Here is a 12,769-nt window from a genome sequence, read left to right as displayed (position 1 = left end):
AGCAACCCTCGCTGCGTCAAACGCGATTCGGTGCGGTGGCCCGGTCGAGGTCCCGCGACCCCGAATGGCAGACCTGGTTCACCGCGCAAGATCACCTGTGTAGCGGTTACCGTACGCATCGTGAGCGCGGACCCGGGCCCGGCCAGGTTCTTCAGCTGGTCGTCCGACGACGGCCGGCGCCTGGAAACCGTGCGGGTGGTGATGACCGAACGGGGCATGCGCGCCTCGGGCTACCTGGTGCGGGTGGGCAAGCTGAGCTTCGGTGCTTCGTACTCCGTGCTGTGCGACGCGGCCGGCCGGACCCGGCGGCTCACCGTGCACAGTGATTCGGCGTCCACCGAACGCGGGCTGTCGCTGACCCGCACCCCCGGGGGCCCCTGGCTGGACGGGGCCGGCAAATCGCCGCCGATGCCCGACCTCGACCTCGCGTTCGACGTCGACCTGACGGCGAGCGTGTTCAGCAACTCGCTGGCCATCCGCCGGCTCGGGCTGCACCGGCGGGAGGGGCAGGAGTCGGTCGTGGTGACCGAGGTCGACTTCCCGGATCTGAACGTCGCGCCGGTGGTGCATCACTACCGGACCCTGGAGGTCACCGAGCACGGCGCCCGGCTGCGCCATCAGGGGCCGTCCGGGCACCACGAACTGCTGGTCGACCGGGAGGGCTTCGTCGTCGACGTGCCGCACCTGTCCTACCGGCTGCGCTGACGGCGGCCGGCGGACCCCGTGATCGTTAAGCTCGGCCCGGACAGCTCGGCACCACCGGACGGAGAGTGACATGGTCGATTTCAACGAACTCAAGGACAAGGCGCAGGACCTGGTGGCCCAGCACGCGGACACGATCAAGGACGGGATCACCAAGACCGGCGACTTCGTCGGCGAGAAGGTCGGACACGACAAGGTCGATCCGATCGAGGAGAAGCTGCACGGCCTGGTGGACAAGGCGGCCCGCAACGACGAGCCGCCGTCACCGACGCCGCCCGTGGTCTGACCGGCGTTCGCTTGCCGGGGGCGGCCGGTGGTCGCCCCGGGCGGACCCGCCGTCCGTCAGCCCGACCCGAGTCGGGACACCAGCCAGTCGGTGGTCACCCGGATCGCCTCGTCGCCGACCTGCTCGTCGACGGTGAACCCGTGGTCGGCCCCGTCCACCACATGCAGCGTGGTGTCGGTGCTGGCCACGGTCTGCAGGAAGATCGTCGACACCTCGGGGTCAACGATCTGGTCGTCGGAGCCGACGACCGCCAGGATCGGCCCGGTGTAGCCGCTGACGTCGTCCAGCGGGTGCGAGGCCTCGATGGTGTCGAACCAGTTCAGCCCGAGCTTGAAGATCCGATCGCCGAAATCCAATGGCACGTAGCCGTTCTCCCGGGCCTCCTCGTGCCCGTCGGGGTCCTCGTCGTACCCGTTGTAGACGGCGCCGCTCCAGGAGACGAATGCGGCCACCCCGGGCACCGTGCCGGTGACGGTGGCCCCGATGCCGCCGCCCCGGGACAGCCCCAGGATCGCGATCCGGTCCGGGTCGATGGCGCCGTCCCCGGTGGGGTCCTGCTGCAGGTAGTCCAGGGACGCGGTGGCGTCGAGCACCATGTTCGGGTAGTCCAGGGACAGGTCCGGCTCTTCGGACTCGCCGGTGCCGGCGAAGTCGATCCGCAACGACGCGATGCCCCGCGCGGCGAGGGCCGCGGCGAGGCGGGCGAACATGTCCCCGTCCGCGTCCCGCGTGCCCAGGTCGCCGTGCAGCATCAGCACCGCCGGCACCTGCCGGCCGGCCGCGTCGGCGGGCAGCGCCAGGGTGCCCGGCACCCGATGGTCGCCGGCCGGGACCCACACCATCGACTCGTCGCCGGTGAACGGCGCGGGGAGCGGGTCGGCGTCGGATCCGATCGCCGATGGGTCCGCGGACGGATCCGACCGCGAGTCCGACAAGGACAGCGGCGGATCGGCCGGCGCTGTCGACGCCACCCCGACCACCGGGTCAGCGGGTCCGGGCACCACCGGGTCGGCCGAGGATGACGACGGGGAGGACGAGGACCCGGGCACGGGAACGCCACCGGCCGTCCCGCAGGCGGCGAGACCGGCGCACAGGAGCGCCGCGACCGTCACCGCCACCCGTTTCATCGGATCTCCTCGTCGACCTTTTGCCTACCGAACCATTGTGACCACATGGAGCGGCCGGCCCCGGCCGCACCTCACCGCGTCAGTACGTCCACCGCCGCCCGGATTCGCTTCGCCGATACCGGGACGGCGGTGCGCATCGGCTGCGCGAACAGCGCCACCCGGTACTCGGCGAGCAGGTGGCGCAGCGCCCGCACGTCGGCGTCGTCCCGACGGTCGGCGGGCAGCGCGTCGACCGCCCGGTCCGCGTCGGCCGTCAGTTGCCGGATCTCGGTGAGCCGCTCCCGGTCACGTCCGGCCGCCTCCCGGACCCGTTCGGCGCGGATCCGCAGCGCCTGGAGTTGCCGGGTCCGATCCGGCAGGCCGCCGGCGCCGGCGTCGACGACGAATCCCGGCGCGACCGCGGCCCGCCATTGGGCGCGCATGTCGGCGGTCAGATCGGCGATCGCCGCGGCCCCCGGACCGCGCTCGGCGGCGTCGATGGCCCCGGCCGCGGCACCGGCGGCGGCGAGCATGGCACCGGCGGCCACCAGCACGTCCCGCACCGCCTCGAGCAGGAGCGGCGCGATCGTGGCCGACAACGCGGCGAAACCGGCGGCGGTCCAGACCGGGCCCCCGGCCCGGTCGACCAGTGCGTCGACCGCGGCCCGGGTGGCGTCGGCCACCAGCGCGGGGAACGTGGTGCCGGGGGCGGTGGCCAGGGCGATCTGGGTGTCCCGGTTGAGCATCTGCCGGATCCGGGCCGGCGACGGCAGCAGCGCGGTGGCCAGCAGCCGGACCGTGCCGGCCCGCATGGCCCGGCGCTGGTCGGCCTCGCCGTCGAACACCGCGACCCCCACGGCCGAGTCACCCTCGGGGACGAGCGCGGGGTAACCGGTGACCTCGTGCCCGGCCACCCGTGCCCGCACCCGGCGGGGAACCCCTTCCGGCGGGAAGGACGTCAGGCCATGACGCTCCAGCGTCCGGGTGGCCCGGGCCACGGCCCGCTGGGTGTCGCCGCGCATCGACGACTGCAGCGCGGGCAGGTCCCGGCCGGTGGCCAGGGTGGCGCCATGCTCGTCCACCACCCGGAAGTTCATCCGCAGGTGCTCGGGCACCTTCGCCGGTTCGAAGTCCGCCTCCCGCACCACCACGCCGGTCATCCGGGTCAGCGCGGCGGCCAGTTCCGTCGCCAGCGGCCGGGTCTCGTCGATCCGGTCCAGCGCCGCCCGGGCGAAGTCCGGGGCGGGGACGAAATTGCGCCGCAGCGTCTTGGGCAGGGTGCGGATCAGCGCGACGGCGAGTTCGGCCCGCAGGCCGGGGATCTGTGCCTCGAAGCCGGCCGGGTCGACCCGGGCCAGCACCGGGAGCGGGATGCTGACCGTCACCCCGTCGTCGGACCGGCCGGGGTCGAAGACGTAGTCCAGCGGCAGCTCGACGTCGCCGGAGGTGAACCGATCGGGGAACGCGGCGGCGTCGAACCGGTCGGCGCCGGCGGCGATCAGCATGTCCGGGGTGAACGTCAGCAGGTCCGGATCGGTCCGCGACGCCTTCTTCCACCACGAGTCGAAGTGCCGGCCGGAGGTCACCTCGGCCGGGATCCGGGCGTCGTAGAGGCCGACCATCGTGTCGTCGTCGATCAGGATGTCCCGGCGACGGGCCCGTTCCTCCCAGTCGTTGACCTGCTCAAGGGCCCGCTGGTTGTCGGTGAAGAACCGGTGCCGGGTGTGCCAGTCCCGCTCCACCAACGCGTGCCGGATGAACAGCTCCCGGGACAGCTCCGGGTCGATCCGGTCGAACTGCACGGTGCGCGCGGCGACCAGCGTGACACCGAGCAGCGTCACCTTCTCGGTCGCCTCCACGCTGGCCCGCTTCCCGTTCCACCGCGGTTCGGAGTAGCTGCGCCGCAACAGGTCCCCGCCGACCTGTTCCACCCAGCCGGGTTCCACCCGGGCGCAGATCCGGGCCCACAGCCGGCTGGTCTCGACCAGCTCGGCGGCTACCACCAGCGGGGGCAGGGACCGGGCCAGCGCCGAGCCCGGCCAGATCGCGTAGGCGACGCCGCGGGTGCCTTGATACTCCCGGGTGCCCTCCTTGCGCAGGCCGATGTGCGAGAGCAGGCCGGCCAGCAACGCGGTGTGCACCCGTTCGGCGTCCACCTCGACGGACAGCGAACCGCGGCCGCCCAGGGCCGCGTCCGGGTCCCGCAGCTTGGGCGCCGGCGCGCCCGGATCCGGCCGGGTCGGCCGCCGGCCGCCGCGCCGGCCGCGATCACCGCCCCGGCCCCGATCACCGCCCCGGTCCCGGCCGCCACCGTCGGCGGGCCGGCTCAGCTGGCTGAGCTGGCCGTGCAGGTCCTGCCATTCCCGGATGCGCAGGTAGTTCAGGTACTCCCGCCGGCACATCTTGCGGAACGCGTTGCCGGACAGTGCCTTTCCCTGTTCGTTCAGGTAGGCCCACAGGCTCAGGAGGGCGGTGAAGTCGGAGTTGCCGTCGACGAAACGGGAGTGCGCGGCGGTCGCCTTGTCCCGCTCGTCGAGGGGGTACTCGCGGACGTCGATCACCGACAGCGCGGAGACCAGGACGAGCATCTCCGGCCGGCAATCCCGCCGCTGCCCCTCGACCAGAATCCGGGCCAGCCGGGGGTCGACGGGCAGGCCGGACATCTCCCGGCCGGTCGGGGTGAGCCGGATCCGGTCGGCATCCGTCCGGTCCAGCGCGCCGAGCTCGGTCAAGACCGTGACACCGTCGGTGATCTGCCGCCGGTCGGGCGGGTCCAGGAACGGGAAGTCGGCGATGTCGCCCAGATCCAGCGCGGCCATCTGCAGGATGACCGAGGCCAGGGAGGTCCGGGCGATCTCCGGGTCGGTGTAGGCGGGCCGTTCGGCGAAGTCCCGCTCCGAGTACAGCCGGATGCAGATGCCGTCGGCGACGCGGCCGCACCGGCCGGCCCGCTGCCCGGCCGAGGCCTGCGAGATCGGTTCGATGGGCAACCGCTGCACCTTGCTGCGCGGCGAGTACCGCGAGATCCGGGCGGTGCCCGGGTCGATGACGTACCGGATACCCGGCACCGTCAAGGAGGTCTCGGCGACGTTGGTGGACAGCACGATCCGCCGGCCGGGGTGCGCGGAGAACACCCGGTGCTGGTCGGCCGAGGACAGCCGGCCGTACAACGGCAGCACCTCGATGACGCCCGGGCGGTTCGCCAGGTGCCCGCGCAGCACCTCGGTCGTGTCGGTGATCTCCCGTTCCCCGGACAGGAAGATCAGGATGTCACCGTTGTCCCGACCACTGCCTTCGGCCAGCAGCTCGTCGACGGCGGCCGTGATCGCCTGCCCCTGGTCGGCCGAATCGGCTGATTCGCCGGACGCCTGCCGCGGCTCCCAATCGGCGTCGTCGACGTCCGGGAGGGCATCCAGACCATAGGGCCGGTAGCGGATCTCGACCGGGAAGGTGCGGCCGGACACCTCGACCACCGGCGCCCCGCCGAAGTGCCGGGAGAACTTGTCCGGGTCGATGGTGGCCGAGGTGATGATCACCTTCAGGTCGGGTCGCTGCGGCAGCAGGCCCTGCAGGTAACCGAGCAGGAAGTCGATGTTCAGGCTGCGTTCGTGGGCCTCGTCGATGATGATCGTGTCGTAGTTCCACAGCATCCGGTCGCGGCCGATCTCGGTGAGCAGGATGCCGTCGGTCATCAGCTTGACCAGGGTGGTCGGCCCGGTGTGGTCGCCGAACCGGATCGAGTAGCCGATCGCCCCGCCCACCGCCGTGCCGGTCTCCTCGGCGATGCGTTCGGCCAGCGCCCGGGCCGCGATCCGCCGCGGCTGGGTGTGCCCGATCATGCCGCGCACCCCACGGCCCAGTTGCAGCAGCAGCTTCGGCAGCTGGGTGGACTTGCCCGAGCCGGTCTCGCCCGCGACGATCACCACCTGGTGCTCGTCGATGACCCGGCCCAGATCCTCGACCCGGGCGCTGACCGGCAACTGGGCGGGGAACGTGATCGCCGGCACCGCGGCCCGCCGCCGGTCGAGGCGCTCGGCGCCCGCGGCGACCTGGGCGTCGATCTCGCCGAGCACCAGCGCGCGTTTCCCGTCGTCACCGATCTTGCGGGCGCTGCGCAGCCGCCGACGCAGCCGGCGCTCGTCGGCGATGGTCAGGTCGGACAGCCGAGCGGCGCGCTCGGCCTCCGATACCGGGCTGGCAGTCATGACCCGACCACAATAGGCAGCCGCCGGGTCGCGTCCCGGCCGATCCGGGGACGGCTGGTCGTGACCGCACCGAGATCGGCTGCTCAGCCGAGCGGCAGCGGTGCGTCGCCGAGGTCGCGCAGCGGCCCGACCAGCGTCCGGGCCGGGTCGGCCGGCACCAGCAGACAGGTGATGACGTAGGGCTGGCCGGCCGACACCGCGTCCGGTCCGGTGATCTGCTGCCCGGTGGTCTCGTTCCACCGGGTCGGCTGGGCGAGAGCGGTCAGGTCCCCCCGGTCCAGCGCCGCGGGTGAGCCGAGGGCGTCGACGGCGGACTGCCGGCAGGCATCGACGTCGGGTTGCCCGAAGCCGGTCCGATCACCGGGCCACGTGCTGAGCTGCTCTGCGCCGTGCCGATCCCGGCAGTCAACCGGATAGAGCAGATGCTCGTCGCTCACGCAGAGCGCCAGCAGCCGGCGATCCGCGGCCCGGCTCCAGGCGTTCCGCAGCGAATGCTCGATCGTCGGTCCGGCGCCCGTGTCGGACGTGACCAACTGGACCGCGCAGGCCGCCCAGTCCTGGCCGGCGGCGCGCTGCCGACGATCGGGGCCGATCAATGCGGTCAGCAGGTTGACGTCCGGGACCCCGTGGTCGTCGTCGGTCGCCCGTTCGGGCAGGCCCAGATAGCCGGCGGCGTCGGTCCAACACCGCTCCCAGGCGCCGTCCTGGAACGATGTCGCCAGGTCGACCCCCGCGCCGATCCAGACCACCTCGCCGAAGCGGGCGCCGTCACACACACCGGTCCGCCCGCCCGGCAGAGCGGTGTTCTCCTCCACGACGTACCCGCCGAAGCCGCCGTCGAAGAGGTTCTCGAGCAGGCAATGACCCGGCTCGGGCGGCGCCGGCACCGGCGCCGCCGTCGACTCGCCGGCCACCACCGTGCCGCGGACCGCGGCGACCACGACCATCAGCGCGACCAGGCCGAGCAGGATGGCGCCGCCCCACCACGGGCCGAAGCGAGCCGGTCGCGGATCCACGCCCACCACTGTGCCGGGCCCGGCCGCCCGGCAGCCACCGGATTTCGGCGATCACCCGACCCAGTGCTCCTGATGCCCGGACATGTCCCAGAGCCGGAGCCGGGGCAGGGTGCCGGGAAGGGGATCGGGACCGAGCGCGGCGAGCGCCGCCGCGACCTGGTCGGCGGTGAACCGGCGACCGAGGGTGACATGCGGGGTCCAGCCGCCGGCGGCGAAGGTGCCGTGCCGGTCGACGGGTTCGTCGAGGGCGGCGAGCACCTGGCGCTGCAGGGTCAGCAGGTCCGGGTCCGGCACCACCAGGCGAGCCAGCACCAGCGCCGGACGACCCGGGCGGCCGTCCTCGCGCGGCGGCCGGTTCCCGAAGATCAGCACCGCCCCGAGGCGCACCGGCAGCGGCAGCCCGGCCGCGATCGCGGCGAGCCGGACCCGCACCGGCTCCGGCGCGGTCGCGGACAGCGCCAGGGTCAGGTGCGGCCGGTTCGACGCACCCGTGTGCCGGCCCTGGCTGGGCAGGCCGGCACGCATGAGGGACGCCCAGTCCGCCCGGACCGCCGTGTCCGCGCCGCCGTCGAGCACCAGTTCGACCGAGTACATCCGCCCATCGAACGACACCGCCGGGCGGTCCGCCGATTCGGCGGCCGACGGTCAGGGAAAGATGGGCGCTGAGTGGGCCAACCGGTCGCCGCTCGTCCGCCCGACGGGGCTCAGCAGGGGGAGGTGGCATGTTCGGACGCCGCAAGCGGGGGACGGCCGAGGCGCAGGGCGGTGCCGAGGACGGCGCCGAGCCCGGCTCCGGTAACGATCTGGCCGGCCACCGGCCGCGGCACGCGCTGAGCGACGCCGCGCTGGCCGGGCTCAAGCACAACGTCACCGACTGGTCGCGATGGACGCTGCGGCTGCTGATCATCGGCGTGGGCCTGTGGGTCGCGTTCTGGATCCTCGGCCAGCTGTGGAGCGTGCTGCTGCCGATCTTCTTCGGCCTGCTGCTGGCTACCGTGCTGTGGCCGCCGGTGCGGTTGATGCGCCGCAAGCTGCCCAACGCGCTCGCCGCGATCCTCGCGCTGGTCGGGTTGCTGGTGATCTTCGGCGGTCTGATCGCCGTGCTCGCCCCGCAGGTGACCTCGCAGGCCGGCGACCTGGCCAACCGGGCCATCGGGGGGCTGACCACCCTGCAGCAGTGGCTGGCCGGTCCGCCGTTCAACCTCGGGCCCGACGCGCTGGGTGGGCTACTGGACAAGGGCATCGCGCAGATCCAGAGCAACAGCCAGGAGGTCGTAGCGATCGTCATCGGCAGCCTCGGCGCGATCGGGTCCGCGATCATCACGCTGGTCCTGGCCCTGGTGCTGTGCTTCTTCATCCTCAAGGACGGGCCCCGGTTCGTGCCGTGGCTGCAGACCTGGATCAACCCCAGCGGCGGCCGGCACTTCGCCGAGCTGTCCGACCGGGTATGGACGGCGCTGGGCCAGTACGTGTGGTCGCAGGCGGCGGTGGCAGCGGTCGACGGCATCTTCATCGGCCTGGGCGTCTGGATCCTCGGCGTGCCGTTCGCGCTGCCCATCGCCGTGCTCACGTTCTTCGGCGGGTTCGTGCCGATCGTCGGCGCGTTCGTCGCCGGCTCCGTCGCCGTGCTGGTCGCCCTGGTCTCCAACGGCGTCTGGACCGCGGTCGGTGTGCTGGTCATCGTGCTGGTCGTGCAGCAGCTCGAGGGCAATGTGATGCAGCCGATCCTGGTCGGCAAGACGATGAACATCCACGCGGCCGTGACGATCGCCGTGGTCGCCCTGGGCGGCACCCTGTTCGGCATCGTCGGTGCGTTCCTGGCGGTGCCGGCCGTCGCGGTGGTCCAGGTGATCGCCCGGTACGTACGCGAGCAATTGCAGGCCCTGCCGCCGCCGACCGGGGCGACCCGGGACGGCTCGGTGGTCGCCGACCCCGAGCTGAGCGAAGGGCTCGGCTGAGCCGTCGACCCGGGTCAGTCCAGCACGGTCGGCCGGATCTGCCGGCGCAGTTCGACCAGATGCAACGCGTGGGCGTCCAACGCCTTGTCCTCGGCGCTGACCGGTCGCCACCGGGGCACCGGTTTGGCGTTGCCCGCGTCGTCGAGCGCGACGAAGATCGTCAGGCAGTGCGTGGTCAGCTCCATCTCGCCGGTGGTCGGCGGGCCGGACCGGACGTGCACGGCGATGTGCATGCTGCTGCGGCCGGTGCGCAACAGCTGCGCCTCCAGCTCGACGACATGCCCGATCTGGATCGGCCGGTAGAACCGCACCCCGCCGGAGTAGGCGGCGATCGCCGGGCCCTGGCACCACCGGGCGGCCACCGCGAAGGCCGCCTCGTCGATCCAGCGCATCACCGTCCCGCCGTGCGCCTTGCCGCCCCAGTTCACGTCGGTCGGCGCGGCCAGGAATCGCAAGGTCATGGCCGGCGCGGTGCTCGCGTCGGTGTAGGTCTGCCCGACCATCGCCTGCTCGATGTTGCGCCGGACGGTGACCCGGGCCTGCGCGTCGGCCAGCAGTTCGCGGTCGAGGTCGGTGACGGGCACCCAGGGCGGCACGGCCGTCGGCTTGCCGTTCGCATCGACCGCGACGAACACCACCACGCAGGTGGTCGCCTCGGTGTAGACGCCGTCCTGCGGGTCCGCCGAGGACACGGTGACGTGCACGTCCATGCTGCTGCGACCGGTCCGCATGAGCCGGGAGGTGACCTCGACCAGCTGACCGGACTCGATCGGCCGGGCGAACCTGATGTCGCCGACGTAGGCCGTGACGCAGTACCCGCCGCACCACCCGACGGCGAGCGCATACGCCGACTTGTCAATCCACTCGAGCACCCGGCCGCCGTGGATGGAGCCGCCGAGCGACGCCACGTCGGTGGGGGCCGCCAGGAACCGCAGGGTGATCTCGCTCTGCCCCGTCGCCATGGAGGAACCCTATTGCCTGGCGTGGGCGGAGCCCGAGAGGCCGCCGTCGAGCGCCGGACACCGGCCCGCCGGCGGCTCCGGATGTGCCGCCGAGCCGTCCGGGGTTGGATGAAGCGATGAGCGAGCGTCAGCGAGCGAATCCTCGTGACTGTCGTCGGCCCGGCCGAACCGGAACGGTCGAGCCGGCGAGGCGTTCCGGGAGGGCGGGCCGATGAGCGAGCGTCAGCGAGCGAATCCTCGTGACTGTCGTCGGCCCGGCCGAACCGGAACGGTCGAGCCGGCGAGGCGTTGCGGGAGGGCAGGTCGATGACCCGGCGCACCCTGATCCTGCTGCGACACGGCAAGTCCGCCTATCCCCCCGGCGTCCCTGATCACGACCGGCCGCTGGCCGACCGTGGCCGGCGGGAGGCGGCGTTCGCCGGCGAGCACATCCGGACGGTCGTCGACGGCTTCGATCGGGTGCTGTGCTCGACGGCCACCCGCACCCGGCAGACCCTGGATGCCACCGGCCTGGCCGCCGGGCGCGTCGACTTCCGGGAGGAGATCTACGCCGCCGAACCCGACGAGATCCTGGACCTGATCCGGATCGTGCCGGACGGCGTGACATCGTTGCTGGTCGTCGGGCACTCCCCCGGCCTGCCCGACCTCGCCGACGAGCTCGCCGGGCCCGGGTCGGATCCGGTTGCGCTGGCCGCGCTCGACCGGAAGTTCCCGACCTCGGCGTTCGCCGTCGTCACCACTTCCGGACCGTGGTCGGACCTGCCCGACGGGGCCCGCCTGGTCGCCGTCGTCATCCCCCGCGACCACCCCTGACCCGGCACCACGCGACCATCCCCGATCCGAGACGAGGAGAGACTTCGATGCCCGAGATCCCGCTGCCCGGCCGAACCCCGCGGGTTGCCGGCACCGCCTGGGTCGCACCGACGGCCGCGGTGATCGGTGACGTGACGATCGGCGAGCGGACCGGGGTGTTCTACAGCGCCGTCGTCCGCGGCGACACCGCCGCCATCGCGGTCGGCGACGGCAGCAACCTGCAGGACGGGGTCGTGCTGCACGCCGATCCCGATTTCGCCTGCACGGTGGGCTCGGGGGTCAGCGTCGGTCATGCGGCGGTGGTGCACGGCTGCACGATCGAGGACGACTGCCTGATCGGCATGGGTGCGGTGGTGCTCAACGGCGCCGTGGTCGGCCGGGGCTCGATGATCGCCGCCGGCGCGGTGGTGCTGGAGGGCGCACAGATCCCGCCCGGCTCGCTGGTGGCCGGCGTACCGGGCAAGGTGCGGCGCGAACTGACCACCGACGAGCAGGCCGGGATTCGCGAGAACGCCCGGCACTACACCGAACTCACCGCGGCGCACCGGGCCGCGCACGCCTGATCGCCGGACGGTCGGGCATCGGGCCGGCAATCGGTTCGGAACGGCCGATCGCACCCGGCCCGCGCGCCGAGTGCCGCGCCGAGTGCCGCGCCGAGTGCCGAGGTGACCGGACGGCCGGCCGACGAATGGGCCCGGGTCGTTGTTCACTCCCCCCAAATAGGAGAACACCGACCCGGGCCACGGTCGCTCCGTCCGACCAGTGATTCAGAGAGTGCGCGGGGGGTGCAGATACCTCGGCCCGACGAACAGGCCGGGGACCACCCGACCGGCCCAGCCGGTCCGTCGCCGAGCGCGACGACCGACCCGAACGGGTCAGCGCGGCGCGGGCCTCGGCGCGTGATCAGGCCGGCTCGACGCCGTACACACGCCGGTACTCCTTGCGGAACGCCCGCCGGCCGAGCACTGCCCACGCCAGCCGCGCGGGCAGCGGCGACTTGGCCAGCATGTCCCGGCCCCGCTCGGGGGTGTTCGCGTCCAGCAGGAAGCCCAGGAAAGCGAGCAGCTTGTCCTTCGGGATCCCCGCCCGGCCCCGTTCGGCCAGCTCCTCCCATTCCGGCACCGTCATGACCCGTTCGACCAGGGGCAGGATGTGCACCTCCTCGTCGTGCAGGTGCTCGCCCAGCGCGTCGTTGAGTTCGGTCAACGTCTCGGCGAGGGCATCCCGGCTGCCGGCGTCGGCGTGCGCGGTGAACGAGTCGGCGGACCGTTCGGCGCTGCGGTAGAGCTCGGCGATCCGCTCGTGCTGCTCCTCCATCCGCAGGATCAGGGCCGAATCCATCGGTGCCCGCTCCAACAGCAGCGGCCACATCAACTCGTCCTCGCCCTCGTGATGGTGGTGCAACGCGGTGGTCAGCCCGCCGAGGAAGTCGACGACGACGGCGGCGCGGGCCCGGTCACCGGGGGCCACTCCCCGGACCAGGCCCGGCAGGTTGCCGAACTGCTTGCGGAAGGAGTTGTGCACGAACACCATTTCGGCGGTGTCGGGGCGGTCGGTGGTGGTCGCGGTCATGATCGTCTCCAGCAGTCGAGGTCGTTGATTCGACGGTGGGTGCCGGATCCGGCGCCCACGAACAAGGGTGTCCGGCGCGATTTGCAGGCCACTTGGCGACAACTTGCAGGGCCCGCGGCCCCGCGCTGCCCGTGGACCATCCGGGCGCG

General features: G+C 72.7%; 11 protein-coding genes. 5 read left to right on the top strand and 6 right to left on the bottom strand.

Annotation, left to right across the window (positions count from 1 at the left end; genetic code table 11):
- The first annotated feature begins 120 nt into the window (after positions 1-120).
- Complete coding sequence (locus ACILSK_RS14840) at positions 121-705, top strand: putative glycolipid-binding domain-containing protein (RefSeq protein WP_395727945.1); 585 nt, start codon at positions 121-123, stop codon at positions 703-705.
- A gap of 70 nt (positions 706-775) precedes the next feature.
- The gene (locus tag ACILSK_RS14835; protein WP_395727944.1) at positions 776-988 is read left to right on the top strand and encodes an antitoxin; all 213 of its coding nucleotides are present in this window, start codon (positions 776-778) and stop codon (positions 986-988) included.
- A gap of 56 nt (positions 989-1,044) precedes the next feature.
- Here the strand turns inward: ACILSK_RS14835 and ACILSK_RS14830 are convergent, their stop codons facing one another.
- From ACILSK_RS14830 to ACILSK_RS14815, 4 genes are all read right to left on the bottom strand, one after another.
- On the bottom strand, positions 1,045-2,115 hold the full coding sequence (locus tag ACILSK_RS14830) for an alpha/beta hydrolase family protein (protein WP_395727943.1): 1,071 nt from the start codon (positions 2,113-2,115) through the stop codon (positions 1,045-1,047).
- A 71-nt stretch (positions 2,116-2,186) separates the two neighbouring features.
- Positions 2,187-6,299, bottom strand: a complete 4,113-nt coding sequence (gene hrpA, locus ACILSK_RS14825) for an ATP-dependent RNA helicase HrpA (RefSeq protein WP_395727942.1) — start codon at positions 6,297-6,299, stop codon at positions 2,187-2,189.
- 83 nt (positions 6,300-6,382) lie between these two features.
- Positions 6,383-7,315 (bottom strand): hypothetical protein, encoded by a 933-nt coding sequence (locus ACILSK_RS14820; protein WP_395727941.1) that lies wholly within the window; start codon positions 7,313-7,315, stop codon positions 6,383-6,385.
- 51 nt (positions 7,316-7,366) lie between these two features.
- Entirely contained in the window at positions 7,367-7,909 is a 543-nt protein-coding gene (locus ACILSK_RS14815; protein ID WP_395727940.1) for a 2'-5' RNA ligase family protein, read from the bottom strand.
- Positions 7,910-8,037: 128 nt separating this feature from the next.
- Here ACILSK_RS14815 and ACILSK_RS14810 point away from each other — a divergent pair, with 128 nt between their 5' ends.
- Complete coding sequence (locus tag ACILSK_RS14810; protein ID WP_395727939.1) at positions 8,038-9,273, top strand: AI-2E family transporter; 1,236 nt, start codon at positions 8,038-8,040, stop codon at positions 9,271-9,273.
- Positions 9,274-9,287: 14 nt separating this feature from the next.
- Here the strand turns inward: ACILSK_RS14810 and ACILSK_RS14805 are convergent, their stop codons facing one another.
- A complete protein-coding gene (locus tag ACILSK_RS14805) occupies positions 9,288-10,235 on the bottom strand; it encodes an acyl-CoA thioesterase (protein WP_395727938.1) in 948 nt (315 codons plus the stop codon).
- A 306-nt stretch (positions 10,236-10,541) separates the two neighbouring features.
- On the opposite strand from ACILSK_RS14805, the gene ACILSK_RS14800 reads away from it, so the two are divergent.
- Together ACILSK_RS14800 and ACILSK_RS14795 are read left to right on the top strand one after the other, a co-directional pair.
- Complete coding sequence (locus tag ACILSK_RS14800; protein WP_395727937.1) at positions 10,542-11,048, top strand: SixA phosphatase family protein; 507 nt, start codon at positions 10,542-10,544, stop codon at positions 11,046-11,048.
- Between the two features lie 47 nt (positions 11,049-11,095).
- Positions 11,096-11,611 (top strand): gamma carbonic anhydrase family protein, encoded by a 516-nt coding sequence (locus ACILSK_RS14795; RefSeq protein WP_395727936.1) that lies wholly within the window; start codon positions 11,096-11,098, stop codon positions 11,609-11,611.
- Positions 11,612-11,951: 340 nt separating this feature from the next.
- Here ACILSK_RS14795 and ACILSK_RS14790 read toward each other — a convergent pair whose 3' ends face one another.
- Positions 11,952-12,620, bottom strand: a complete 669-nt coding sequence (locus tag ACILSK_RS14790) for a hemerythrin domain-containing protein (RefSeq protein WP_395727935.1) — start codon at positions 12,618-12,620, stop codon at positions 11,952-11,954.
- Positions 12,621-12,769: the final 149 nt, after the last annotated feature.

It is taken from the genome of Nakamurella sp. (genome assembly GCF_044224575.1).
Classification (GTDB): domain Bacteria; phylum Actinomycetota; class Actinomycetes; order Mycobacteriales; family Nakamurellaceae; genus Nakamurella.
Note: the sequence above shows the minus strand (reverse complement) of the source record. Positions and strands in the feature narration are given on the sequence as shown.

Coding starts and splice junctions, on each gene's coding strand:
- ACILSK_RS14835 (WP_395727944.1), top strand. CDS start 776: ATGGTCGATTTCAACGAACTCAAGGACAAGGCGCAGGACCTGGTGGCC.
- ACILSK_RS14830 (WP_395727943.1), bottom strand. CDS start 2,115: ATGAAACGGGTGGCGGTGACGGTCGCGGCGCTCCTGTGCGCCGGTCTC.
- hrpA (WP_395727942.1), bottom strand. CDS start 6,299: ATGACTGCCAGCCCGGTATCGGAGGCCGAGCGCGCCGCTCGGCTGTCC.
- ACILSK_RS14815 (WP_395727940.1), bottom strand. CDS start 7,909: ATGTACTCGGTCGAACTGGTGCTCGACGGCGGCGCGGACACGGCGGTC.
- ACILSK_RS14810 (WP_395727939.1), top strand. CDS start 8,038: ATGTTCGGACGCCGCAAGCGGGGGACGGCCGAGGCGCAGGGCGGTGCC.
- ACILSK_RS14805 (WP_395727938.1), bottom strand. CDS start 10,235: ATGGCGACGGGGCAGAGCGAGATCACCCTGCGGTTCCTGGCGGCCCCC.
- ACILSK_RS14800 (WP_395727937.1), top strand. CDS start 10,542: ATGACCCGGCGCACCCTGATCCTGCTGCGACACGGCAAGTCCGCCTAT.
- ACILSK_RS14795 (WP_395727936.1), top strand. CDS start 11,096: ATGCCCGAGATCCCGCTGCCCGGCCGAACCCCGCGGGTTGCCGGCACC.
- ACILSK_RS14790 (WP_395727935.1), bottom strand. CDS start 12,620: ATGACCGCGACCACCACCGACCGCCCCGACACCGCCGAAATGGTGTTC.